The 24,830-nt window shown below is 53.3% G+C and carries 18 protein-coding genes and 1 riboswitch; all 18 genes read left to right on the top strand.

All coding sequences use genetic code 11. The annotated features are described in order from the left end of the window. The first annotated feature begins 21 nt into the window (after nt 1-21). Nucleotides 22-1,800, top strand: a complete 1,779-nt coding sequence (locus tag NST23_RS27735; RefSeq protein ID WP_122962331.1) for a CHASE2 domain-containing protein — start codon at nt 22-24, stop codon at nt 1,798-1,800. Between the two features lie 27 nt (nt 1,801-1,827). After that, nucleotides 1,828-4,830: an Ig-like domain-containing protein gene (locus NST23_RS27730; protein ID WP_340965068.1), complete on the top strand. Its 3,003-nt coding sequence runs from the start codon at nt 1,828-1,830 to the stop codon at nt 4,828-4,830. Nucleotides 4,831-4,869: 39 nt separating this feature from the next. Continuing rightward, entirely contained in the window at nt 4,870-6,024 is a 1,155-nt protein-coding gene (locus tag NST23_RS27725; protein WP_173597250.1) for an NHL domain-containing protein, read from the top strand. A 198-nt stretch (nt 6,025-6,222) separates the two neighbouring features. Beyond that, entirely contained in the window at nt 6,223-6,648 is a 426-nt protein-coding gene (locus NST23_RS27720; RefSeq protein ID WP_122962334.1) for a hypothetical protein, read from the top strand. Nucleotides 6,649-6,883: 235 nt separating this feature from the next. Next, a complete protein-coding gene (locus NST23_RS27715; RefSeq protein ID WP_173597251.1) occupies nt 6,884-7,852 on the top strand; it encodes an ABC transporter substrate-binding protein in 969 nt (322 codons plus the stop codon). Nucleotides 7,853-8,005: 153 nt separating this feature from the next. Continuing rightward, nucleotides 8,006-9,010 (top strand): FecCD family ABC transporter permease, encoded by a 1,005-nt coding sequence (locus NST23_RS27710; RefSeq protein ID WP_173597252.1) that lies wholly within the window; start codon nt 8,006-8,008, stop codon nt 9,008-9,010. Between the two features lie 47 nt (nt 9,011-9,057). Beyond that, complete coding sequence (locus tag NST23_RS27705; protein WP_279635052.1) at nt 9,058-10,023, top strand: FecCD family ABC transporter permease; 966 nt, start codon at nt 9,058-9,060, stop codon at nt 10,021-10,023. Between the two features lie 242 nt (nt 10,024-10,265). After that, the gene (locus NST23_RS27700; protein WP_173597253.1) at nt 10,266-12,941 is read left to right on the top strand and encodes a YhgE/Pip domain-containing protein; all 2,676 of its coding nucleotides are present in this window, start codon (nt 10,266-10,268) and stop codon (nt 12,939-12,941) included. Between the two features lie 124 nt (nt 12,942-13,065). Continuing rightward, a riboswitch (cobalamin riboswitch) is annotated at nt 13,066-13,264 on the top strand. 154 nt (nt 13,265-13,418) lie between these two features. Further along, on the top strand, nt 13,419-13,664 hold the full coding sequence (locus tag NST23_RS27695) for a hypothetical protein (protein ID WP_122962338.1): 246 nt from the start codon (nt 13,419-13,421) through the stop codon (nt 13,662-13,664). Continuing rightward, a complete protein-coding gene (mmgD, locus tag NST23_RS27690; RefSeq protein ID WP_122962339.1) occupies nt 13,654-14,763 on the top strand; it encodes a citrate synthase in 1,110 nt (369 codons plus the stop codon). The genes NST23_RS27695 and mmgD overlap by 11 nt, the downstream gene beginning before the upstream one ends. Nucleotides 14,764-14,802: 39 nt before the next feature. Further along, nucleotides 14,803-16,233: a bifunctional 2-methylcitrate dehydratase/aconitate hydratase gene (locus NST23_RS27685; protein WP_370641115.1), complete on the top strand. Its 1,431-nt coding sequence runs from the start codon at nt 14,803-14,805 to the stop codon at nt 16,231-16,233. A gap of 13 nt (nt 16,234-16,246) precedes the next feature. Continuing rightward, complete coding sequence (gene prpB, locus NST23_RS27680; RefSeq protein WP_173598952.1) at nt 16,247-17,155, top strand: methylisocitrate lyase; 909 nt, start codon at nt 16,247-16,249, stop codon at nt 17,153-17,155. A gap of 129 nt (nt 17,156-17,284) precedes the next feature. Next, nucleotides 17,285-18,976: an acyl-CoA dehydrogenase family protein gene (locus NST23_RS27675; protein WP_280648808.1), complete on the top strand. Its 1,692-nt coding sequence runs from the start codon at nt 17,285-17,287 to the stop codon at nt 18,974-18,976. A gap of 30 nt (nt 18,977-19,006) precedes the next feature. Continuing rightward, entirely contained in the window at nt 19,007-19,795 is a 789-nt protein-coding gene (locus NST23_RS27670; RefSeq protein WP_340965065.1) for an enoyl-CoA hydratase-related protein, read from the top strand. 14 nt (nt 19,796-19,809) lie between these two features. Then, nucleotides 19,810-20,880, top strand: coding sequence for an enoyl-CoA hydratase/isomerase family protein (locus tag NST23_RS27665; protein WP_340965061.1), 1,071 nt, complete (start codon nt 19,810-19,812; stop codon nt 20,878-20,880). Between the two features lie 157 nt (nt 20,881-21,037). Further along, nucleotides 21,038-22,297 carry a glycosyl hydrolase family 18 protein gene (locus tag NST23_RS27660; RefSeq protein ID WP_242773584.1) on the top strand — a complete coding sequence of 420 codons (1,260 nt, stop codon included), beginning with the start codon at nt 21,038-21,040 and terminating at the stop codon, nt 22,295-22,297. A 332-nt stretch (nt 22,298-22,629) separates the two neighbouring features. Beyond that, complete coding sequence (locus NST23_RS27655; RefSeq protein ID WP_340965058.1) at nt 22,630-24,234, top strand: bifunctional metallophosphatase/5'-nucleotidase; 1,605 nt, start codon at nt 22,630-22,632, stop codon at nt 24,232-24,234. 48 nt (nt 24,235-24,282) lie between these two features. Beyond that, on the top strand, nt 24,283-24,828 hold the full coding sequence (locus NST23_RS27650; protein WP_122962347.1) for a hypothetical protein: 546 nt from the start codon (nt 24,283-24,285) through the stop codon (nt 24,826-24,828). Nucleotides 24,829-24,830 lie beyond the last annotated feature (2 nt).

Below are 24,830 nucleotides of genomic sequence, written 5' to 3'. Positions count from 1 at the left end.
GAGTAAGGAGACGAAAGAGCGATGAATAAAAAAATCCGGAATTACTTGCTTGCGGGCAACGTCCTGACGTTCCTGCTTTGTCTGGCTTTGCTGTTTACCGGGTCATTGCAGGTGCTGGGCCGGGCCTTGTACGACTACAATCAGCAGACGACGATGACCCACCAGCCGAACGAAGATATTATCGTGATCGAGATCGATCAGGAGTCGCTTGATTTGATCGGCACGTTTCCCTGGCCGCGCGATATTTACATACCGCTGCTGGAGCAGATCGCAGGCGCCAAGGCGATCGGCTTTGACATCACGTTCACGACGAAGAGCGAAGATCCTGCTGTCGACCAGGCTTTTGCTGCCGAGCTTGCCAAGCATAACAATGTCATTATTCCTTCCTATGCCGAGATGGAGAACTTTTTCCGCAAAGAAACCAAGGTGAAAAAGGACGAGCTGGTGAAGGGGCAGGCTCTGTACAAGCCGATACCCGAGATTGCCGCCGCTTCTCAAACCGCGCATATCAACGCGTTGCTTGACGAGGACGGAGCTATTCGGCGCACGTGGCTGATGCTGGATACGCCGGAAGGGCCGATCCCGTCGATGGCGTACAAAATGGCGGAGATGGCCGGGGCCAACGTCCAAAACTTTTTAACCGACAATCCGCAGGCGGAAATCCCGATCAAGTACAACAGCACGACAAAAGATTTCATGAGCATCCCGTTTTACATGGTAGTAAACGGTGAGGTGCCGCCGGAAACTTTTCAGGATCGGATCGTCCTGATCGGCTTTGCGGCAGCAGGAACAGACGCCCATCCTACTCCTGTCGACAACCATATGTACCTCGTATACGCGCACGCCAACATTATCGATCAACTGCTGCGTCACGAAAAAATCGCGATAACCGATCAGTGGTACGTGCTGTTGCTGATGCTCGTCATCATGGTCTGCTCGGTCTGGGTAACGTGGCGGACGAAAACAGTAACGAGCATCGCGCTGCATTTTCTCGGTACGGTGGCGCTGCTAGGCGGTCAGTGGCTGCTCTATTCCTCGACTTTGCACCACTTCGACGTGATTTACCCGCTCGTGGCGCTGTGGCTTGTGTACGTGGTGAATCTCGCGGTGAAAACTTTTTTCGAAATGAAGCAAAAGCAGTTTATTACCAAGCAATTCGGGCGTTATCTGTCGCCAGAGCTGGTGAAAGAGATCGCCAAAAGCGATGCGGAGCTGCCCCTTGGCGGCGTCAACAAGGAACTGACGATTTTGTTTTTGGATATACGCGGATTTACCCCGTTGTCTGAAAAGCTGAAGCCGGAGGAGATCGTCGATTTTCTCAATATGATGTTTGACATGATTACCAATCAGGTGCTGGCGAACAAGGGCACGATCGACAAGTTCATCGGGGATGCGGCAATGGTGTTGTTCAATGCCCCTTTGGATGTCGCCGATCATGAGTATTGCGCTGTGAAAACTGCTCACGAGATTCAGAATGGGATGAAAAGTGTGCAGGCACATATTTTGCAAAAATACGGCGTCGAGGTCAGCATCGGCATCGGCATCAACACGGGTAATGTGGTAGTCGGAAACATCGGCTCTTACTTGCGGGTGGACTACACAGCCATTGGAGATGCGGTGAACACGGCCGCGCGCATCGAGTCCAATGCTTCCGCCAACCAGATTCTCGTGTCGGAGGAGACGTACAGGCGGACGAAAGATTTTTTCCACTATCGCGATGTGGGTGAAAAGCAGATGAAGGGCAAAAGCGAGGCTATACGGCTGTACGAGGTCGTAGACTTCCTTGCTGCGCCCCGCTAACAAAACGTGAGAGGTGAGTGACAAGTGATGGATCAGCCGATCAAACAACCTGTCGGGCTGGCAAAAGTGTTGACGGTCCTTGGCATGCTCTGTTTCCTCCTGCTGGGAATGGCTGCAGGGACAGAGGCAGAGACGGCCCGGGTAGCCAAGGTCGAGCAAGTGACAGGGACTGTGATGGTGAAAAAGGCAGGCGGCACGAAAGAGTACAAAGCGTTCAAAAGCATGAGCCTGAACAAAGGGGATCAAATATCGACAGGCCCCAAATCAAGTGTAGTGCTCTCCATTGTGGATCGCGATGATGAGATTACCGTCAACGAAAATACGATCATCTCGCTGGCGAAGCTGCAAGAGGCGGCAAATGGCAAGCAAACGAGCGTCCAGGTGACATCTGGTTCAGCGTACATCAAAGTAAAATCGCTGACGAAGCAATCCGATGAATTTTCCATCCAGACGCCGACTGCGATCATGGGAGTGAGAGGGACACAGTTGCAGGTGACTGTCGACCCGCTGACAGGGAAAAGCAGTGTTTTTGTGGCAGCAGGGAAAGTCCAGGCAGAAAATCGTACGGACAACAAGCAAGTCATGGTGTACCCGTTGATGCAGCTGTCCATGTTCGATGGAAGCAAGCAACAGCCGCCAGCTTCCCAGGTCGCTTTTATTCGACCGGAGGATCTGCTCAATACGATGTCGCCTGCGCTGCTGGAAGCGATGATTCGCAACAAGGCGATGATGGATCAGGAAAACGATGAGTGGATCGAGCAAATGAAGCGGCATTTGACTGACAAAGCAGCAACAGGAGAGCTTCCGGGCCTTCCGCTGAATGAACAAAGGGATTTGGAAGAATACGCAAATAACATGAACGTCTGGCTGAATAACTTGGTCAAAGAAGCTCTGGCAAACAACAAGGTGTCAGAGAGCGATATCCGCGATCTGGTCAATCAGGTCAACAAGGATTTGCAGCGGAAAATTGAACTGAGCGGGAACGTTCCTCCGGTCGAGTGGAGCGAGCTGCAGCAGCAAGAAGCACGAAACAAGCTGCTGGAATTGGAGCGGGAACGGCAACGAAAAGCGCTGGAAGAACAAAAGCAGCGCAATGCTGCTAGAGAAAACATTTTGCAGAAAATCCAGGAAGAGCAGGAGCGCCTTGAAAAGCTGAGGGAAGCAGCGCGTCAGCAGGAACTGGACAAGCTGAAAAATAGCATACCGACGGTTCCGACAGGATCAGGTACAGGAACTTCCGGAGGCGGAGGCGGTTCTGGCGGCAAGGACAAGGACCCGGGAAAAATCGTGCGCATCGCTGATCTGGAAGAAACGATTCGCGCAGGAGTCAGCTATCATTTGCCCGGTACAGTCCTGGCTCAAATGGAAGATGGCACAAAAAACAAAGTTTCTGTGACGTGGGAGCAAACGACAATCCATACCGACAAGACGGGAAGCTTCTCTTTTATCGGGAAAGTGAGCGATTACAAAAACGACGTCCGTCTCCTTCTCCACATCTATGCGCCGTTTGGGAAACCAGTCAAGCTGCACAGTGGAACCATGTTGTTCGACAAAGGCTTCGAGCTGGATATGGGAGCCAATCCACTGCCGGAACAGGCAACGGTAACGATTCGAGAAGTGAAGCAGGAAAGTGCGTTGGAACAGGCTGGTCTTGTCCTCAGCTTTGCCTTTGAAGGGATTGAAGTGAAGCAGCCTGTCACATTGTCTTATCCGTTGAAGGCACGAGAGAGCGGGGAGGACGTCGGCGTCTTTTACAAGCGCTCAGATGACCGTTGGGAATACGTGCACGGAACCAGTGTAGTTGATGGCCGGGTCATTGCCAGTGTGGAGCATTTCTCCACGTACGGCGTGTTCCATGCTCCACAGGCAGCGCCAGTGCTTGCTTCGCCAGAGGCGGGATTGGTGGACGGAAATCCTGATATTACACTACAGACAGATACGCCGGGTGCAACCATCTACTATAAAAATGGCGGTCGCTATGAGCGCTACGAGCCGGGTTCGACCATTCATCTGACCACAGGAGCGGTAGAGGCTTATGCCACCGCTGACAACATGCGGGACAGCGAGGTGGCGAGATATGCCTATACCACGGTGTCAGCGAGCGTAAAAGACAGTCAGCATGTCGAGCTTACTTTTTCTGAACCGATTCAAAGCGGCTCGGAAGCTGGCGTTACTTTGCAAAATGGCCGATTCTACCGTTTTGACATCCCGGCAGTGAACGGCTCGCAAACGTTGGCAGTCGCAAGTGGAACGCAAATTTCAGATCACGCCGTTCTGTTGACGCTGGCAAGCGATACTTCGACGATGCTGCAAAATCGTTATGTCGTGAAGTTTTACGATGAGTCTGGCAGCTATGCGGCGCAGAGCAATTCGTTTTTGCTCGGCTACGTGCCCGAGCAGCCCAGACCACAACCTGAGCCGGAAGTTGGCACCATCGATATTGATATCGGCCAGGACGGATGGGTTTATATCAGATGGGATCAGGTGCAAGATGCAGTAAAATATGAAATTTGCCTGACGGACAATGCGTGCGAGACGCTTTTGCAGCCCGCAGGCCCAGGTCAGCTGGAGTATGAGTTCAAGGACTTCTCGTATCGGCAAAAGTATACGGTGGACGTGACCGCTTACAATGCGCGCAACCAGATTATTGCCAAAGGAAGAGACTTTTTCAGAGTAGTAGCTGAGCCGGAATATATGAACGTAGGAGCAACAGCCACCGGATCATCGGTCAGAGTCACCTGGAATGAGGTGAGCGACACGGTTAAGTATTCGGTTTGCCTGGAAGATACGTGCGAGGAAGTTAGCAATAGTCAGGAATACACCTTCGCCAATGTGTCAGCAGGGAGCTATGAAGTAAAAGTAAGGGCATTTGATGAGTTCGATCAGGTGGTAGGCAGGGGATATGCAGATGTCACCGTGGAAGAGCCGGGCCCAGGTCCGATTCCACCGCCGCCGCCACCTGTCGAGCCAGGTCCAAGCCCGCTCGTTCAGCTCATTCAAAACAGGCCGCTGTTCAGCCAGCTTTTCTAGCAGAGATCATCGAACAGCGGACAAGGAGGGACTTTCGCATTGATACGTAAAAAGCGAAGCATATCGAAGGCAGCTGTGTTGGGCGTGTTTGCTCTGGCTGTATGGGCAGGTGCTGTCCCGGCATTTGCGGCGACAACAGAACCTGCCCCCGTGGCAGACAAAAAGATCGTAGCTGGCTCAGGACAAACGGGCGATGAAAACGGTGCCGCCCTGTCCGCATCGTTTCGCGAACCGTCGGGGATTGTCGTCTTGCCCGACGGCGCCGCCTATATCGCGGACTCCGCAAACCACAGCATTCGCAAGCTGGCTGCCGGACTCGTATCCGATTACGCCGGGCTGACGGTATCCCGCGATGCAAAAGGCTTGCCGGAAGGAATGTGGCTCGATGGCCCACTGAATCAATCGATGTTTCAACAGCCTCAAGGCATGGCAGCAGATGCACAAGGAAACCTGTACATCGCAGATACCGGCAACCATGTCATCCGCAAAATCACCACGCAGGGGACGGTCGCGACGCTTGCCGGGGATGGCGTGCAAGGACACCAGGATGGGACAGGAAAAGCAGCGCGTTTCTACTCCCCTGGCGATCTCGCTGTCGCTGCTGACGGAACGATTTACGTGGCAGATACGTTAAACCATGCGATTCGCAAAATTACCGCGGATGGCAAAGTGACGACCTTGAACAGTCTGTCAGAGCGGATTGTGCAACTTGCCCCGGGATATGTGGAACGAGCGGGTGATTTTCGCGACGGAAAGCTGAAAGAAGCCAAGTTCAATGAGCCAACCGGAATCGCCATCGATGGACAAGGCAATCTGTACGTGAGCGACACGGGCAACCAACGGATTCGCTATATCGATCTGAAAAACGGGACGGTAGCTACCGTAGCGGGAGCTGCCACGCTGACTTATCCGCAAGACAGCCTGTACGCAGAGGGAGGTCAGGGAGATGGCGCAGCAAGTTCCGCCCAATTCCAGTTCCCAAAAGGCATCTCAGTAACGGCCGAGGGTGGACTGGTAATCGCCGATAGCCGCAACCATGCGATTCGCTACTTGCATAATGGCAAGGTCACTACGCTGGCTTCCTCGTTTGATCAGCCAGTCGATGTTGCAGCAACAGGGCAAGGGAGCATCTGGGTAACAGATTCCTCCGCCCAGACCATTTTTCAGGTGAGCCTTCCGCCGCAGAGCAAATAGACGTAACGCTTGCAACGACCTCTGATTCATAGAGGTCGTTTTTCTTTTTCAAAAAATCTACGTCTACAGGCGAAAGAACTCCCTGCACAGGTAGAGGAGGGCAAGCTTGATTATTACTATCAAAAGTAACCCCCTGCTACCGTCACTCACCTGTACAAATGACTGCAAAACAAAATGAGCTGAGAAAGGGAGAGGAAAATGGAAATCAAACAAATGGACGGGCAGCCGATTTACAAAGCTGTCGCTGCTACGACCGTAGACGTTCACCAATTCACGCAAGAGCTGGATGGCATTTTGGCAGCGCAAAAGCCTTTCGGGTTGATGATGGTCAAGCCTGCGGAAGCGGGCGAGGAACGCAATCAGGAGGCAGACCGCGAGTTCAGGAACACCATGGCAAAGTGGCTAAAAGCAAACAAGCCGAAAATGAGCACGTATTGCGTCGGCCTTGCGACGATTGCCTCGAACGAAGCGGAATGGCAAAAGTACGCCGAGTCAGCAGCGAAAATGACCAGCAGCATATACGGCTGCCCGGGAGCCATGTACCTGGAGGAAAATGAAGCGGCGGCCTGGTTGCAAGAGCAGATCAACTACTACGCGACCAAATGGAAGCTGAACGAATTTTAACAAAGAAGTGCCGTGAAAGCTTGTCTTGAAAAAGACAAGCTTTTTGCTGTTTGCAGACAAGCATGCCATGGTCTGTGGGCGCAGCTTTGCCGTAAACAAAATGACGTTAATTATCGCAATGAACTTAAAAGCGTTAATCAGCACAATATTTATTTTGAAAATAGCGGTTGTTACAATAAACCCGTCCTTCATCAATAATAATTCTCATTATCATCAAGAGGGGGTAAACAAAGAAATGAGCAAAAAAAGCAGATTCAGACAGTGGGGGCATCTCGCTTGGAGTCTTGCCCTGGCATGCGCGGTCGTCCTGACCGGATGCGGCAGCAGCGAGACAAAAAATCAGGCTGCCAGCCAGGACAGCGCACAAGCTGCACAAAAACGGACAATCAAGCATGAGCTTGGCGAAACCGAGATCACCGGGGAGCCGAAACGTGTCGTGGCACTGGAGTTTTCTTTTGTCGATGCGTTGTGGGAGCTTGGTGTAACACCTGTGGGCATTGCTCACGAAAAAGAAACCGATGTAGAGGGACTGCTCGGACAAAAGATCGAATACACGTCTGTCGGCACGCGTCAACAGCCGAATCTTGAAGTCATCAGTACGTTGAAGCCTGACTTGATCATCGGCGATTTGAACCGCCACAAGGACATTTACAAGGAGCTGCAAAAAATCGCTCCGACAATCATCCTGAAAAGCCGCAATTCGACTTACCAGGAAAACTTGACTTCATTCACTGCAATCGGGGAAGCGCTGAACAAGCAAAAAGAAGCCGAGCAGCGCCTGGTCAAGCATAAGGCTGTCATCGACGAGCTGAAAAAGAACATTCCTGCCGGAGATTCCCGCACCGTGATGCTCGGCGTGTTCCGTGCAGACTCGCTTTCGGCACACGGAGCCAAATCGTTTGACGGTGAATTGCTGGAAATGGTCGGGATCAAAAACGCCATTCAGGATGCAGCAGAACCGACCGTGAAAATCAGCCTGGAGCAAATGGTGCAGTGGGACCCGGACGTCATTTTCCTCGTGGAAGCTGACGATGCGCTGCTCTCGGAATGGAAGCAAAACCCGCTGTGGAACAACATCACCGCCGTGAAAAACAAAGAAGTGTACCAAGTGAACCGCGATCTGTGGACGCGTTACCGCGGCTTGAAATCGGCGGAAAAAATCGTCACAGAGGCCAGCGAGATTTTGTACAGCAAGAAGAAGTAAAGGAAGCATGACACATGGAAAGGAAAGGGGCCGGATTGCGATCTGGTCTTTTTCTGTTTGGTTCTGATGAGAACGCATGAGGCTGCCAGAGCTTCGCAATGGCGCTGCCAAGCCTTCCATGGATCGCGTGCGCAGGAGGTGCTTACTAGCTTGATGACCATGAGACGAACGAATAAACGTTCCCTCGTTCAGACGTGTATTTGCCTGACAGTGCTGCTCGCTATCGGATTATGGCTCAGCCTGTTTACGGGTGTAGCCGCGATTCCGCTTCAGACCGTTCTCAAGCAGTGGAGCTTGACGGAACCGTCCAAGGAGCTGCTCATTTTTCAAACGATTCGCCTGCCGCGAGCCGTTCTGGGAGCGTTGATCGGAGCGAATCTCGCCGTAGCCGGAGCGTTGATGCAAGCCATTACCCGCAATCCGCTCGCTTCGCCGCAAGTTTTTGGCGTCAATGCCGGAGCGTCGCTTGTCGTCGTCCTGGCGATCCTTTTTTTGCCTAGCATCGGTTCGGCAAACTTGATTTACTTCGCTTTTGCCGGAGCGATCCTCGGGGGCTTCACTGTGCTGGGGTTTGCCTCTTCCAGAGGAATGACCAACTTGAAGATTGCGCTGGTCGGGATGGCGGTACATCTGCTGCTGACCTCCATTACAAAAGGATTGATCATTTACAATGAGCACATTTCCGACGTCATGTTTTGGCTGTCCGGCTCGATCAGCGGAGCGACTTGGGCGGATGTCCGAATGATTTTGCCCTGGTCTGTGCTTGGGCTGGCGCTTGCAGCGGGCTTGGCCGGGTCATTGTCGGTCTTTCGGCTCGGCGAGGAAGTAGCGATGGGCTTGGGGCAAAAAATAGGGGTCGTGCGGCTATTGGCTTGTGCAGCTATTGTAATACTGGGCGGAGCGTCAGTAGCTGTCGCGGGGGCTGTCGGGTTTATCGGGCTGATGATCCCGCACATTGCCAGAAAGCTGGTCGGCACGGATTATCGCGCGGTCATTTTTGCCTCTGCCTGGGGCGGGGCTGTTTTGGTGACGTACTCGGATGTTGTCGCCCGCTTGATTTCGTTCCCGTTTGAGTCGCCGGTCGGGATTGTGACCGCTTTGCTCGGCACGCCCTTTTTTCTTTACTTGGCGCGAAAAAAAGGGAGGGAGCTGGTGTGAAGGTGGATACAACAGCAGCGAGCAGCAAACGGAGTTCGCGTAAAGCCATCGCTCTGTTTGCCCTGGCAGCGGTGACGATTGTGGCGGCGTTTCTCGGCATGAGTGTCGGTTCTGTTTACGTTGCTCCCGGCCTGATCGTGGCGATTTGGACCGGAGAGTCGTCCTCGCTGTCCTTCATTGTAGAAAACTACCGCTTGCCAAGGGCGATTCTGGCGATTTTGGCGGGAGCGGGCTTCGCGATTTCCGGAGTGATTTTGCAAGGGATGATTCGCAACCCGCTTGCTTCCCCGGATGTGATCGGAGTGACAAAAGGAGCGGGCTTGTTCGCCGTAGCGATTATTTTATTTTTCCCCCATGCATCTCCGCTCGTGCTTCCGCTGTTCGCCTTTCTGGGGGCGTTGGCCGTTGCGCTTGCCCTGATCGCGTTTGCCAGAAAGAGCGGGGCGCAGCCGAGTACATTTGCGCTCGTCGGTCTGGGGGTAGGGGCGGTCTGCCAGGCATTGACGGAATTTGTTCTGGTGAAATACCCGATGCAAGCCAACGATTCGCTCGTATGGCTGGCGGGAAGCTTGTGGGGAAAAGGCTGGGATGAAATATACGGCTTGCTGCCCTGGCTTTGTGTCCTGATTCCTGCCGCTTTCGCCTTGCATCGGCAACTGGATATTATCAGCCTGGACGAGCACAGCTCTACGGGGCTTGGCCTTAGGGTCAGCCAGTCCCGCTACGGATTGTTGCTGCTCGCAGTCGCATTGGCAGGCGCTTGCGTCGCTGCGATTGGCTCCATCGGTTTTATCGGGCTGCTCGCTCCGCAAATAGCGCGCAAGCTGTTTGGCAACCAGCACCGGATGTTGTTGCCGGGAGCGGCGATCATCGGGGCGCTGATTTTGCTCATCGCAGACGCGATCGGGCGGGGAGTGAATCCGCCAGTCGAGATTCCCGCGGGAATTTTGACAGCGCTGATCGGTGTGCCCTACTTTTTGTACCTGGTGCGGGTGGAAAAGAAGCGAACATAGCACATGCAGGCAAAAATAACCCAAGAGGAGCCGTCTGTCTTGCGAAACTAGCAAAACAGGCGGTTTTTTCGCTCTATGCGCCGCTGCCTGATCGCCAAAAGGCACAGCCCGCAAAATCATAAAATGACGGACAGGGGCCAATGCTACTATTGGCAGCTTCCTTCCCGCTAATTTCCTTTTATGGTAGACTGTCATGTAAGTGTTTGACGCCCTTCATTCCTAATTAATCAGGTGGTACACACATGCGCTCTATATGGCAGATTTACAAGACGGACTGGATCAATATTTTCAAAGTACCGACGGGGATTTTCCTGATCATCGCGATCATCCTGCTTCCTTGCCTGTACGACTGGGTGAACATCAAGTCAGTCTGGGACCCGTACGCCAATACCCAAGGGGTAAAGGTTGCGGTGACGAGCGAAGACAAGGGCGCGACAGTGATGGACAAAGAGATCAATATCGGGGAAGAGCTGCTAAAAAGCTTGCAGCACAATGAAAAGCTGGGCTGGACGTTCGTGACGAAGGAAGAAGCCGAACGCGGCGTGGATCGCGGCGATTATTACGCCAGCATCCTGATTCCCGCCGACTTTTCCGCAAAGATTACCGGAATCGTCAATGGTCGGCTGGACAGGCCCGAAGTCATTTATACCGTCAACGAAAAAGTGAATGCCGTGGCTCCGAAAATCACCTCTTCGGGTGTATCGGCGATTGCCAAGCAGATCAACGAGAGCTTCACGGAAGCGGTCAGCGAAGCGCTTTTGACCAAGCTGACGGAGATTGGCGTGAAGCTGGAGGAGCAGCTGCCGACCATCCGCAAGATCGAGAGCGGCATTTTCGAACTGGAAAGCAAGCTCCCGGAGATTCATGCGGCAGGTCAGAAAGTGTTGGAGATCGAAAAAAAGCTGCCGGACATTCATGAAAAAGCGCAAATCATCCCGGAAGTGGAGAAGCGCATCCCCGAGATTAACCAGGCGGCCGATGCTCTTTTGAAGATTCAGCAAAACTGGCCGCGCATCAACGACGCTGCTTCCGCCGTCATCGCGATGGAAGAAAAGCTGCCGATGATCGATCAGGCGGTCGGGCGCATCGTCGAGCTGGACCAAAACTTCGGCAAAGTGACCAATGCGGTGACTACGGCCACGCAAAAGGCCAGTCAGGCAATTGAGATTGTTTCGGCGGCACAAAATGCCTTGCCGCGCATCGGAGAATTGGCTGACAAGGGAGTCGATTTTGCCGATCGGCTCAATCAATTTTTCACGGTGCATGACGGCGCTTTTGAAACAATCGCTCCGCTCATCAAGCAAAATCTCATTTTGGCTCAGCAGGCGTCCGATGCGCTTGTGCAACTGACAGACAGGCTGTTGCAAATCAATCCCGAACGATTGCCTACAGCTGCCGAAGTGCAGGCTGTGTCTGACAAGCTAGGCAAAGCTGCGCGTATCGTCGAACACACCTCTACTCTGGTCGACAAGCTGAACCGCTACATTCCGGGGCAGCCGCTGACGCCTTTTTCCGAGCGGCTCCATAAGCTGGAAGAGAAAATGCATCGGCAAATCGAGATTCTCGATACGATAGCGAAAGCGTTGGCAGACGGGAAAAAGCCCGCAAGAGACTTGATCGAGAGTCTGAATCAGTTGGCGAAAAACACGAGTGCGGAGCTGGGAGACATTCTGGCGCGCTACGATAGCGAAATCGTTCCGAAAATCGCCGAGGGCATCGAAAAGCTGAAAACAGTCGTGGGCGATTCCGCCGAACTGCTGCAAAAAGCAAAAGACAAGCTGCCGGATATCGAGGCGATTTTGAAAGAGACAAAAGCCGGACTGGAGCTGGGGCTGGCCGAGCTGAAACGAATCGAGCAGGAGCTGCCGCAGATTCAGGCGCGGGTCCATGAACTGGCGCAAACGTTGCAGAGCAAGTCCGAAGCGTTTGCCAAAGCGATCCACACGGCAGCGCCGTTCCTCAAGCAGCATTTGCCAGAAATCAAGCAAAAGCTCGACCAGGCGGCTGGCTTCATCCAAAACGATTTGCCGCAAGCCGAGGCGGAGCTGACCAAGCTGGCTGACTTTGTCCGCAACAAGCTGCCGGAGGTGGAGAACGGCGTCCACAGGGTAGCCGAGCTGGTGCGCGATGATCTGCCCAAGCTGGAGAGTGCGATTGCGCAAGCGGCGGACAAGCTGAGAGAGGTCGAGGCGAACAATCACTTTGCCGATCTCGCCAAGCTGCTGCGCGGGGATATCAAGCGAGAGAGCGAGTTTTTGGCAAGTCCGGTGCAGATCAAGGAAAACCGCAAATATCCGATTCCGAACTACGGTTCGGCGATGTCGCCTTTTTACGGAGTATTGTCGCTATGGGTAGGAGCGACCTTGCTGATTTCTTTGCTCAAACCAGACCCGGAGAACCCGGACGGACGCTACAAGCCGTACCAGCTGTACCTTGGCCGCTTGGGCACATTCGTGACAATCGGGCTGTTCCAGGCACTGTGTATTACGCTCGGTGACTTTTACATTTTGGAAGCGTATGTGGCTGACAAAGTTCCGTTTGTCCTTTTCGCGATGCTTGTCAGTATGGTGTTCGTGACGATCACGTATACGCTGTTGTCGGTATTCGGCAATGTCGGCAAGGGTATCGCGATCATTTTCATGGTCTTCCAGTTTTCCAGCTCCGGGGGCACGTTCCCGATCAGCATGACGGCGCCTTTTTTCCAGGCACTCAATCCGTTTATGCCGTTCACCTACGCGATCAGTTTGTTGCGTGAAGGGGTCGGGGGCGTCCTCTGGGAGACGGCGATTCGGGATATTCTCATGCTGTGCGGCTTCATCGGCATCAGTCTGTTTATTGCGCTGGCCTTGAAACGACCGCTGAGCGGGCTGATTCAAAAATCGATGGAAAATGCGAAGAAAACGAAGATCATCGGGTAATCCGCTCGGCCATGATGCCAGCCTGTCAGTAGATGGGCTGGCTTTTTCTATGGCTGCAATATCCAATATTTAGCAAAGAAAAGAATTGTTAATTTTCAAAATAACTGATATATTGAGAGCAAACTTCATACGTGTACAAACAGGTGCAGATAAATTCAACACTTTTATCTGCTTAAAAGGGAAGTTCGGTTCGAATCCGACGCTGTCCCGCAACTGTAATTGGGAGCGATTCGAAGATACCACTGTTTTCGCCAGCCGAAAATGGGAAGGTTCGAAAAGCGATGATCATAAGCCAGGAGACCTGCCTGTTTGAGCGCAACATCAATACCTACGAGGATAGGGGGTGTTAAGTGCGAGATGGATAGGCGTGTTTTTGATTTTCACAATCAGCATGCTTATTTCGGTATTCATTCGCCTCTTAACAACTTCTGCGGAAGTTGTTTTTTTTGTGCGGATTTTCAGGAGGGTACGTGACGGATGAGTGATTTTTTGTTTGGAACGGTGGAGTATTTCACCAACGATTTTCAGGCGTGCATTATGAACAACTTGACGATAGAGAACCCGAGCGCGATCAAAGCGCATTACGCGAAATTAAAAGCAGAGGTCATCAGGCGAGCAGAAAATCAGGCAGATCAAGAAAAGCTTTTGCACAATCTCGACAAGGCTTATCAACGTCTAAAGGTCAACTTAATCGGGGCGGAGGATGAAGAGAATGGGAGCTGAAGAAAAGTTTTTTCCAGGTCTGGAAGGTGTGGTCGCTGCGGAAACGAGCATTTCCTTTTTGGATACGAAGCAAGGGGAAATCGTCATCAAAGGGTACGATTTGATCGAGCTGTCCAAAGCGCATCGTTACTTGGATATCGTCCATCTTTTGCTGGAAGAATCGTTGCCGAACGAACAGCAAAAGCGCGAAGTGGAAGAAAAGCTGAAAGCCGAGTACGACATACCGAACCAAGTATTCGACATGCTCAAGCTGCTGCCGGAAAAAACGCATCCGATGGACGGCTTGCGCACCGGGCTTTCTGCGCTTGCCGGATACGACAGCCAACTGGACAACTGCACGGCGCAAGCCAACAAGGAGCGGGCTTACAAGCTGCTGGGCAAAGTGCCGAACATCGTCGCCAACAGCTACCGCGTGATTCAAAAGGAAGCGCTGATCGCGCCGCTGCCGGAGCTGTCGTACAGTGCGAATTTCCTGTACATGATCACGGGCAAAATCCCGTCCGACTTTGAAGAAGCCATCTTCGACCGTTCGCTTGTTTTGTACAGCGAGCATGAGATGCCTAATTCGACGTTTACGGCACGCGTCATTGCCTCGACGATGTCGGATTTGTACGGGGCGTTGACCGGGGCGGTCGCTTCCTTGAAAGGGAACTTGCACGGCGGCGCGAACGAAGCGGTGATGCACATGCTGCTTGAGGCAGGCTCGGTCAAGGAGTTTGAAGCTTTGCTGGAGTCCAAGCTGGCCAACAAGGCGCGGATCATGGGCTTCGGGCACCGCGTGTACATGAAAAAGATCGACCCGCGCGCACTGATGATGAAGGACGCCCTGAAGCAATTGTGTGATGCAAAAGGCGACGACTTGCTGTACCAGATGTGCGAGGCAGGCGAAAAAATCATGGAGCGCGAGAAGGGCATTTACCCGAATCTCGACTACTATGCCGCTCCGGTTTACTGGATGCTGGGGATTCCGATTCCGCTGTACACACCGATCTTTTTCAGCGCAAGAACAGTGGGGCTGTGCGCACACGTCATCGAGCAGCATAGCCACAACCGCCTTTTCCGTCCACGGGTCAACTACATCGGCCAACGCCACGCCTAAATCCAATCCAAGCAGAAAGGAATGAGTCGCTTGTTGAAAATGAATGATCGCACGAAAACAGACCAGTTGCTGGAGGAGATCGCAGACTATGTGCTGACGAAGGAGATTACGAGCGAGGAGGCGTTCCAGACCGCGCGCTACGTGCTGTTGGACACGCTCGGATGCGGCATTTTGGCCTTGTCCTATCCCGAGTGCACGAAGCTGTTGGGGCCTATCGTCCCGGGCACAGTCGTTCCGAACGGCAGCCGTGTTCCCGGCACAGCGTATGTGCTTGATCCTGTGCGCGGAGCGTTCAACATCGGATGCATGATTCGCTGGCTCGACTACAACGATACGTGGCTGGCAGCCGAGTGGGGACATCCGTCCGACAACCTGGGAGGCATTTTGGCTGTAGCCGACTATGTGAGCCGTGTGCGCCTGGCAGAAGGAAAAGAACCGCTCGTCGTGCGCGATGTTTTGGAAATGATGGTGAAGGCGCACGAGATTCAGGGAGTGCTCGCGCTGGAAAACAGCTTGAACCGCGTGGGGCTTGATCACGTTCTGTTCGTCAAAATCGCCACGACTGCGGTCGTGACGAAGCTGCTGGGCGGGGGCCGGGAAGAGATCATTAACGCCTTGTCCAACGCATGGATCGACAATTCCAGCCTGCGCACTTATCGTCACGCACCGAATACGGGATCGCGCAAGTCATGGGCTGCGGGAGACGCGACCAGCCGGGGCGTGCATCTGGCATTGATGGCGCTAAAAGGCGAAATGGGCTACCCGTCCGCACTGTCTGCGCCAGGCTGGGGATTCCAGGACGTTTTGTTCAACAAAAAAGAACTGAAGCTCGCTCGACCGCTCGACTCCTACGTGATGGAGCACGTGCTGTTCAAAGTATCGTATCCGGCAGAGTTCCACGCCCAAACCGCAGCAGAGTGCGCCGTAACGCTGCACCCGCAAGTCATCGACCGACTGGAAGAGATCGATTCCATCACGATTACGACTCATGAATCGGCTATCCGGATTATCGACAAGGTCGGCCCGCTGCACAATCCGGCTGACCGTGACCACTGCCTGCAATACATTACCGCCATTGCTCTGCTCAAAGGAACGATTACAGCGGAGCATTACGAAGACGAAACCGCCAGCGACCCGAGAATAGACAGTCTGCGCGCGAAAATGAAGGTGATCGAGAACAAGCAGTACACGTACGATTACCTCGATCCGAACAAGCGCTCAATCGCAAATGCGGTACAGATTCACTTCAAGGATGGAACGAAGACGGAGAACGTCGAGTGCGAATATCCGCTCGGACACCGTTTCCGCCGTCAGGAAGCGATTCCGAAGATCGAGGAAAAGTTTTCGGATACATTGCGTACCCATTTCCCAGCCGGGCAGCAGCGCAAAATCGAGCAAGTCTGCTTTGACCACGAACAATTGGGGCAGATGCGCGTGAACGAGTTTATGAATCTGTTTTTGATCGGATAAGGAGGCGTTTGGCTTGGCGTGGATCGTGGATCAACCTATGACGCAAAAAGATCTGGCTGAGCAGCTGCGCTCGCTCATGTCGGCGCCTGACATTTTGCAAATACCCGGAGCGCACGACGCAATGGCTGCTATCGTCGCCAAACAGGCGGGCTTTTCGGCTCTGTACTTGTCAGGGGCTGCCTATACCGCGAGCAGGGGCTTGCCGGATTTGGGCATCGTCACTTCATCCGAAACGGCTGAACGCGCGAAAGACCTCGTACGAGCCACCAACTTGCCTGTGCTGGTCGATATCGATACGGGATTTGGCGGCGTGCTGAACGCGGCCCGCACCGCGCGGGAAATGGTCGAAGCTCACGTCGCGGCGGTTCAGATCGAGGATCAGCAGCTTCCAAAAAAGTGCGGTCACTTGAACGGGAAGCAGTTGGTCACAACCGAAGAAATGGCGCAAAAAATCAGCGTCATGAAAGAAGTCGCCCCTACTTTACTGATTGTGGCACGGACAGATGCGCGTTCTGTGGAGGGACTGGAGGCAGCGATTGCGCGAGCCGTCGCGTATGTGGAAGCGGGAGCGGATGCCGTTTTTCCGGAAGCGCTGGAATCGGAGGCGGAGTTCCGTTTGTTCGCGGAAAAGATCAAGGTGCCTTTGCTCGCCAACATGACCGAATTTGGAAAAACGCCGTACTATTCGGCGCAGCAGTTTGCCGAGATGGGCTACCAAATGGTCATCTATCCCGTGACGTCGCTTCGGGCAGCCGCGAAAGCGTATGAACGCATTTTCTCGCTGATCAAGACGCACGGGACGCAAAAAGCAGCGCTGTCCGACATGCAGACCCGCAGCGAGCTGTACGAGGTGATCTCGTACTACCGATATGAGGAGCTGGACAACCGGATAGCCAAGACGGTTCTCACAGACGAACAATAGCGCCAGACACATCGTTGACGGCACACCATAAGAGGCGATGATACGCATCCTTGAGCAAAATGACTGCTTGCTGTGAATCGGATCATCGCCTTTTTTCTCTTTTGTTTGCAGGTGAAAGGAGGGGGCAGGATGGAAACAGCCGAGCTGCGCTGGTATCAGGATGGGTTTACGCCCGAAGATTTTACCGAGGAAGATCAGCTTATCGCCAAAACGACCGAGTTGTTTGTCAAACAAGATGTGGCCCCGAAAATGATGGCGATCGAGCAACACGATTATGCCGCAGGGAGTAAGTTGTTTGGCAAGGCAGGCGAGCTTGGCCTGCTCGGGATCGAGGTGCCCGAGCAATACGGCGGGCTTTCCCTGAACAAAAAAGTCGCGGGACTGGTCGCGGAAAAGATGGGGTTTGCCGGGTCGTTCAGCGTGTCCTTCAACATTCATGCAGGTGTGGGAACTTTGCCGTACGTCTATTTTGGCACGGAGGAGCAGAAGCAAAGCTACTTGCCCAAGCTCGCCGCGGGAGAATGGATCGGCGCGTACGCATTGACAGAGTCCAATGCCGGATCTGACGCGTTGCACGCGAGAACGAGCGCGGTGTTGAACGAGGATGGAACTGGCTGGATTTTGAACGGGGAAAAACAGTGGATTACAAACGCGCAGTTGGCGAATGTGTACGTTGTTTTTGCCAATACGAGCGAAGGCATGACGGCGTTTATCGTGGAACGGACGTATCCGGGAGTGTCTGTCGGGCCGGAAGAGAAAAAAATGGGGATCAAAGGCTCGTCCACGGCTACGTTGCTGTTGGAGGATGTGCATGTTCCGCAGGCAAATGTCCTCGGCAAACCGGGGCAAGGCCATCGGGTCGCGCTGAACATTTTGAACATGGCGCGGCTAAAGCTGGCGTTTTCCAACATCGGCTCGGCCAAACAAGCGCTACAACTGGCGGTCACGTACGGAAAAGTCCGCAAGCAATTTCAAAAATCGCTCGTCGACTTCACGATGATCCAGGAGAAAATCGCCAATATGGCGGTGTCCATCTACGGAGCCGAAAGCGCAGCCTACCGGACAGCCGGGGCGCTGGATGACGCTTTGCAAGCCGTAAGCGACAGCGAAGACATGCTCAAAAAGCTTGCCGATTTTGCCATGGAGTGCGCGATCAATAAAGTGTACGGCTCCGAAGTGCAGGATCAAGCCGTGGACGAGGCTGTGCAAATACATGGCGGGTATGGCTACATGCAGGAATACGAGGTAGAACGTCTGTATCGCGATGCCAGAATCAGCCGGATTTTTGAGGGAACCAACGAAATCAACCGATTGACGATTGGCAAAATTTTAATGAAAAAATATGCAGGCAGCCCCGAATCACTTCCACTCTCTCCGGTGATCGCTGGCGGTGAAGCCGGGCGAAACGAACGGTTTGTCGCGTTTGCCAGACGTTTGTGTCAGCAGTCTTTGTACACGATTGGGCATTCCGCGCTACAGGTTGACCAGGAGCAAGAGTATTTGCGCCTCTTGGCTGACATCGTGAAGGACTTGTACGTCATGGAATCGGCACTGCTCCGTACGCAAAAGGCCATCCGTACGAACGGTCCGGGTAAAGAAGCGATCAAGCAAGCCGTCGCAGATGTATTGTGCGAGGAAGGGTATCGGCGGGTAGAGGAAGCGGCGATATCGCTTGTATCCGGCGCGGAGACGGATGCGCAGAAGCGGGCGGAAATCCTCCAGCAAATTCGCAATCTTCCGGTGCCCCTCTACGAAAATCTGTTTGTAAAAAAACGGGCGATTGCCAAAGAGATCACGAATCGCGCGCGTTATTTTGTGTAGCGGGAAGTGTGCAGAACGAAGGGAGGAAAGATGAACATGTACGCATTTGCCAAGGTCAAAAAGGACGCCGGAGTCACAACGGTGGAGATCGATCACGCGCCAGCAAATACGCTATCGTCGGCGTGCATTCATGAGCTGCGCGCCCTTTTTCGGGAGCTGGACCAGGATGAAGAGACGAAGGCCATCATCTTGACGGGAGCGGGCCGCTTTTTTGTAGCAGGGGCGGATATCAAGGAATTTGTTTCGGCATTCGGCGATCCGGAAAAAGCGCTTGCTCTGGCCGCGGCCGGGCAGGCTCTGTGCAATGAAGTCGAAAACATGCAAAAGCCTGTCATTGCCGCAATCAATGGCCCTGCACTGGGCGGCGGGCTGGAATTGGCGCTTGGCTGCCACTACCGGATCGCTGCGCAAAATGCGATTGTAGGCTTGCCTGAGTTGAAGCTGGGCTTGATTCCGGCTTTTGGCGGAACACAGCGGCTCAGTAAAGTAGTCGGCACGGCGCTCGCGACGCAGCTCATTTTGAGCAGCAAACAGCTGACGGCGGAGGAAGCGGCCAGCCTCAACCTGGTGCAGGCTGTCGTGCCTTTGGAAGAGCTGCTGCCTACAGCGACGATCGTCGCCCAGTCGCTCATCGAAGGGAAGAGCATGACAAGTGTGACGCGAGCGCTTGCGTGCATTACGCATAGCGGTCAAGGCAGCTTGGCGGAAGGTTTGGAGAAAGAGCGGGAGAAATTCGCCGAGCTGTTCGCGACCGCAGATGCCAAAGAAGGCATCCAAGCTTTTATCGAGAAGCGGCAGCCGCAGTTTACTCATTCCTGACAGGAGGAGATTTGATGACACAAGACGTTCTGTTTTCCGTTGGCGAACACGGTCTGGCGACGATCACGCTGAATCGTCCCAAGGCAATCAATTCGCTTACGCACGAGATGATTGCAGCGATTGGACAACGTTTGCAAGAGTGGGCGAGTGATGAGCAGGTTCGGCTGGTGGTTGTAAAAGGCGAAGGGTCGAAGGGGCTTTGCGCTGGCGGGGATATCAAAGCGCTGTACGAAGCGAATACAAGTGCAGAAGCCATGGAAAAAGCTGTCCGTTTTTTTGCGGACGAATATCAGGTGGACCAGTTGATTTACGAGTTCGCCAAGCCAGTGGTCGCCGTCCTCGACGGGGTGGTGATGGGTGGAGGCGTAGGGTTGACTTACGGTGCCAGCCACCGCATTGTGACGGAACGCACGAAGTGGTCCATGCCGGAAATGAATATCGGCTTTTTCCCCGATGTAGGTGCCGCCTATTTTTTGAATCAAGCGCCAGGACAAATCGGCAAGTATCTCGCCTTGACTGCCGCGATCATTCAGGCTCCCGATGTATTGTACAGCCAGGCAGCAGACGCGTATATGGCGAGTGAGCGGCTGGAATCGTTTCTGCTTGCGCTGGAGCGAAAGGATTGGTCAGCGGCGGGAGACGGAACGGAGGCTGAGTTGAACAGGCTTGTGGCTACCTATGCAGAAAATCTGGCAGGGGCAGGGAGGCTTGCCGGAGTGCGCGAGCAGATTGATCGTCATTTTGCTTTTGCCACGCTGGAGGAAATCGTTGCGTCCCTGGCAGCAGAAGAGAGCGAGTTTGCGAGAGAAACGATCGAAGCTTTGCTCTCAAAATCACCAAGCTCGCTGAAAGTCACCTTGAAGCAGCTGATTGACGGAAAAAACAAGACGAGAGAAGAATGCTTTGCGACTGACCTCGTGCTTGCGCAAAACTTCATGCGCCATCCCGATTTTTTTGAAGGGGTGCGCTCGGTGCTCATCGACAAGGACCGCTCTCCGCGTTATGCGTACCGCACGTTGGCAGATGTTTCGCCAGAGCTGGTGGAACGGTTTTTTCAGGCGAGTGACAGTGTGGCGTCATCTTGATCGAGAAAAGTGTCTGGCTGGGAAGGAAGCTCCCGGCTGGGCACTTTTTTGCGTGCTGCTTATCCCGCTACGTCGGATCGCAATGGGTGCAAGCTCCTTTTGATCGCCTGCCTCATATAAATGTACATCGTATGAAATGGCAAAAAGGAGCGTCTACATGTTCATCTACACAGTAAAACCGGGTGATTCTCTCTATTCTGTCGCCGCGAAATTCGAGGTTCCGATGGCGGTCTTGCAATCGACCAACGGTTTGACAGTAACGACGCTCGTGCCCGGGCAGGATTTGGTTATCCCGACAAAAACATACATCGTCCAGCCAGGCGATTCGCTGTATGCCATCGCCCAGATGAGTTTTGTGACTCCAAAGGCGTTGCAGGAAGCGAACGGACTGACTTCGTACGCGCTTACTCCCGGCAAAAGGCTCAGACTGCCAACCAGAGCCAAGTATCCAGTGGAAAACTTCAGTTATTTGCTGCTGACGACACCGGAAAATGACGAGAAAATCATCGTCAATTCAGCCGCGAACAACACGTATTACGGCATTTTCGAGCACCATCTTTTGCCTGGGGGTGCTCTTAGCCAGCTGGACGATGCGGCTGTCATTCGTGCCAGCAGACGGCATCGTGTTGCGCCGCTGGCCGTCATTACCAATCTGACGGCAACGGGCTTCAATGCAGAGCTGGTTCGGCAAATCCTGAACAGTCGCGAGCAGACCCAACGTCTGATCGACAACATTTACACACTGGTGCGGACGAAAAATTACGCGGGCGTAAACATTGACTTCGAGCTGGTTCGCCCGCAGGAACGCGATTTGTATACGAACTTCCTGCGCGCTTTGCGGCAGAGGTTGAAGCCGCACGGTTACTTTCTTTCGGTCGCGCTGCCTGCGAAGACAAACGATGAAGTCGAGTGGCTGAAAGGCTACGACTACAAAGGGATCGGCGCGGCAGTGGACTTCGTTTTTCTCATGACGTATGACTACCATGAAGCAGGAAGCGAGCCTGGCCCAGTCGCCCCGATTGGGGAAGTGCGCCGCACGATCGAGTACGCCATTTCCCAGATGAGCCGGAAAAAAATCATTTTGGGAGTCGCGCGTTACGGCTACAACTGGATGATGCAGGGAGACAACGTCGTGAGCGCGCAGCCTGTGAGAGTAGCCGATGCTGTCCAGTTATCGATGCGCTACTCGGTGCCGATCCAGTTTTCTGCCGAGTACCAGCAGCCGCATTTTACGTACTGGGATGAAAATGGGAGGAAGCACATTGTCTGGTTCGAAAACGTGCGCGGCCGCGCTGAAAAATACAGGCTGGTTTACGAGTACCGTCTGCGCGGTGTAGGCGCGTGGCAGCTCGGCTTCGAGTTCCCGCAATCGAAAGTGTTGATTCCGTTCTTTTTCACGGTGAAAAAAGTGATCTAGCCAAGCGAGTATGAGACAACAGTCGTCTGTGAACAGGGCGGCTGTTTTCTGGATTTTGCGTTATTATAGGCACCTTGTTTTACATCGTCCACCTGTTGAAGACGGAGCAGCCGCGAATCATTGAGCAGCGACTGCAAAGAAGCTTGCACCGCCCGCCTGACCGGAGCGACAAAAAGGTTGAAGAGCAGGGCATGGATGAACAAATTTGATCAGATCAAACATGGTTGGGACGATTGTCAAATTACCGTAAAGCTCTTGTGAAAAGCGGTTTTTCAGCAGGCGAATCCGCTATGATAGGGGAAGAAGCGCGAGAGAGAACGGAGTGAATCAACATGCTGGCACCTGATCAGGAATGCACCTTGACGATTTTGCAAACGAGTGATTTGCACGGGAGCATTTTCCCGCATTCTTATGCCAATCATGAGCCAAAAGAGCTGGGATTGGCCAAACTGGCAACCCGAATCAGGGAAGAGAAACAGCGGGCGGATCAGTTGCTTGTCATCGACTGTGGCGACCTGATCCAAGGTACGCCGCTTGCCTATCACCATGCCCGCATCAGCCACGAGCAGCCGAACCCGATGATTCTCTGTCTGAACGAATTGGGCTATGATGCCGCTATACCGGGAAACCATGAGTTTAATTACGGGTTGCCGTTTTTGCAAAAGGCGATGAGCGAAAGCCGCTTCCCCTGGCTGTGCGCGAATTTGACCGATGCGGACGGAAAGCCCTTTTTTGGCCGAGCGTACACAGTCAAGCGCTTCGCAAACGGACTTGCGATAGGCATAATCGGCCTGACTACTTCTTATATCCCGCATTGGGAAAATCCGGCGCATATTGCTGGCATTCAGTTTCGCGATCCGGTCGAAACGGCCCGCTACTGGGTGCGCTTTTTGCGCGAAGAAGAAGCGGTCGACGTTGTTGTGGTCGCCTATCACGGCGGGTTGGAACGGGATGCCGAGACAGGGGAACCGACCGAACCGCTCACTACGGAGAATCAAGGATACGAGCTGTGCGCATCTGTCGAGGGCATCGATGTTTTGCTGACGGGACATCAGCATCGGATGCTCGCTGCCACTGTTCACGGTGTCGCGATCGTGCAGCCGGGGCACGAAGGACGGATGGCGGGAAAAGTCGTCCTGAATTTGCGGGCAAAGGAGTCGCGATGGGAGATTAGGCAAAAACAGGTCAGTCTGCTGTCGGCAGAGGGCGTGCAGCCAGATGCGTCCCTGTTGGAGCTGGCAGCGGATTACGAGGCAGAGACGCAGCAATGGCTGGATCAGCCAATCGGTCGAATTGAAGGCAATATGCGCATAACTGATCCGCTGGCGGCGAGATTGCAGGAGCATCCGTTCATCGAGTTTATCAATCGGGTGCAGATCGAGATGTCAGGGGCGGCGATTTCGAGTACGGCGCTGTTTGACAATGCCGCAGCCGGATTTGCGGAAAACGTGACCATGCGCGATATCGTCAGCAACTACATTTATCCGAATACGCTAAAAGTATTGCGTGTGACCGGACAGGATATCAAGGATGCATTGGAGCAGACGGCAGGCTACTTTGATCTGAACGAGACGGGAGAAATCGTCGTCAGCCCGCGCTTTCTCGCACCAAAGCCGCAGCACTACAACTATGACATGTGGGAAGGCATCGAATACCGGATCAATGTCGCGAAGCCGATCGGACAGCGAATCGAATTTTTGACGCAAGAGCACGAGCCGCTTGAGATGGCTGCCGAGTACGAGGTCGTCATGAATCATTACCGTGCGGGTGGGGGCGGCAACTACACGATGTTCCAGCACAAGCCAGTCGTTCGCGAGCTGGCGATCGAGATCGCGGAACTGCTGGCGACGTACTTGCTGGAACGAAAAGTGGTCAAGGCGACTGTCAATGCGAACTGGAGTGTGGTTGCGATTGGCGGGCAGGGGAGCGGCGGGTAAAGCGGAGTATAAGGAAAAAACGTAACGAGATAAGGAGTTCCCATTCGTATGGTTGATATGAGGTTACATATTGCTGTACCTTCAGATGACATCGATTTTCGCTTTATCGAAAGAGAAGCAAACACTTCCTTTTTCTCTATTCAGAACAAAAGTGGAATTCAGAGAGCCATAGATCCAAGCGATAGCAATTTTTTAGAGGCACTTTTGATCACGTATCAAGGTAAGTCAGTATCTGATTTCCGTTTTTGTGATGTCAGGCTGCTAACGCAATTGATTGCCGTGGTTGAGGATTACTACTTGAGTGCCAAAAAAACAATTAGCGAAGACATTTACGGTCTTGGCGTAATTACAATCGGTCTGAGACAAACGGGTGAAAACAAACTGTTGTTAACAGCTGTAAAAGACGGAAATACGATTGTACAGGCTGAATTGCCAGAGAAAGAATGGATAGATAAGTTGTTTGCATTATGTAGAGAGTATTTTTCTTGCCTTATTCAATACGGAATTGCTGAATCGTTTCATACAAAGCAACTATCCGTTATATGTGAGTATGAAAAAAGATACAAGGATACATACAGAAAAAACCTTGGGTAAGA

The organism is Brevibacillus sp. FSL K6-0770, from assembly GCF_038000275.1.
Classification (GTDB): Bacteria; Bacillota; Bacilli; order Brevibacillales; family Brevibacillaceae; genus Brevibacillus; species Brevibacillus parabrevis.
Note: the sequence above shows the minus strand (reverse complement) of the source record. Positions and strands in the feature narration are given on the sequence as shown.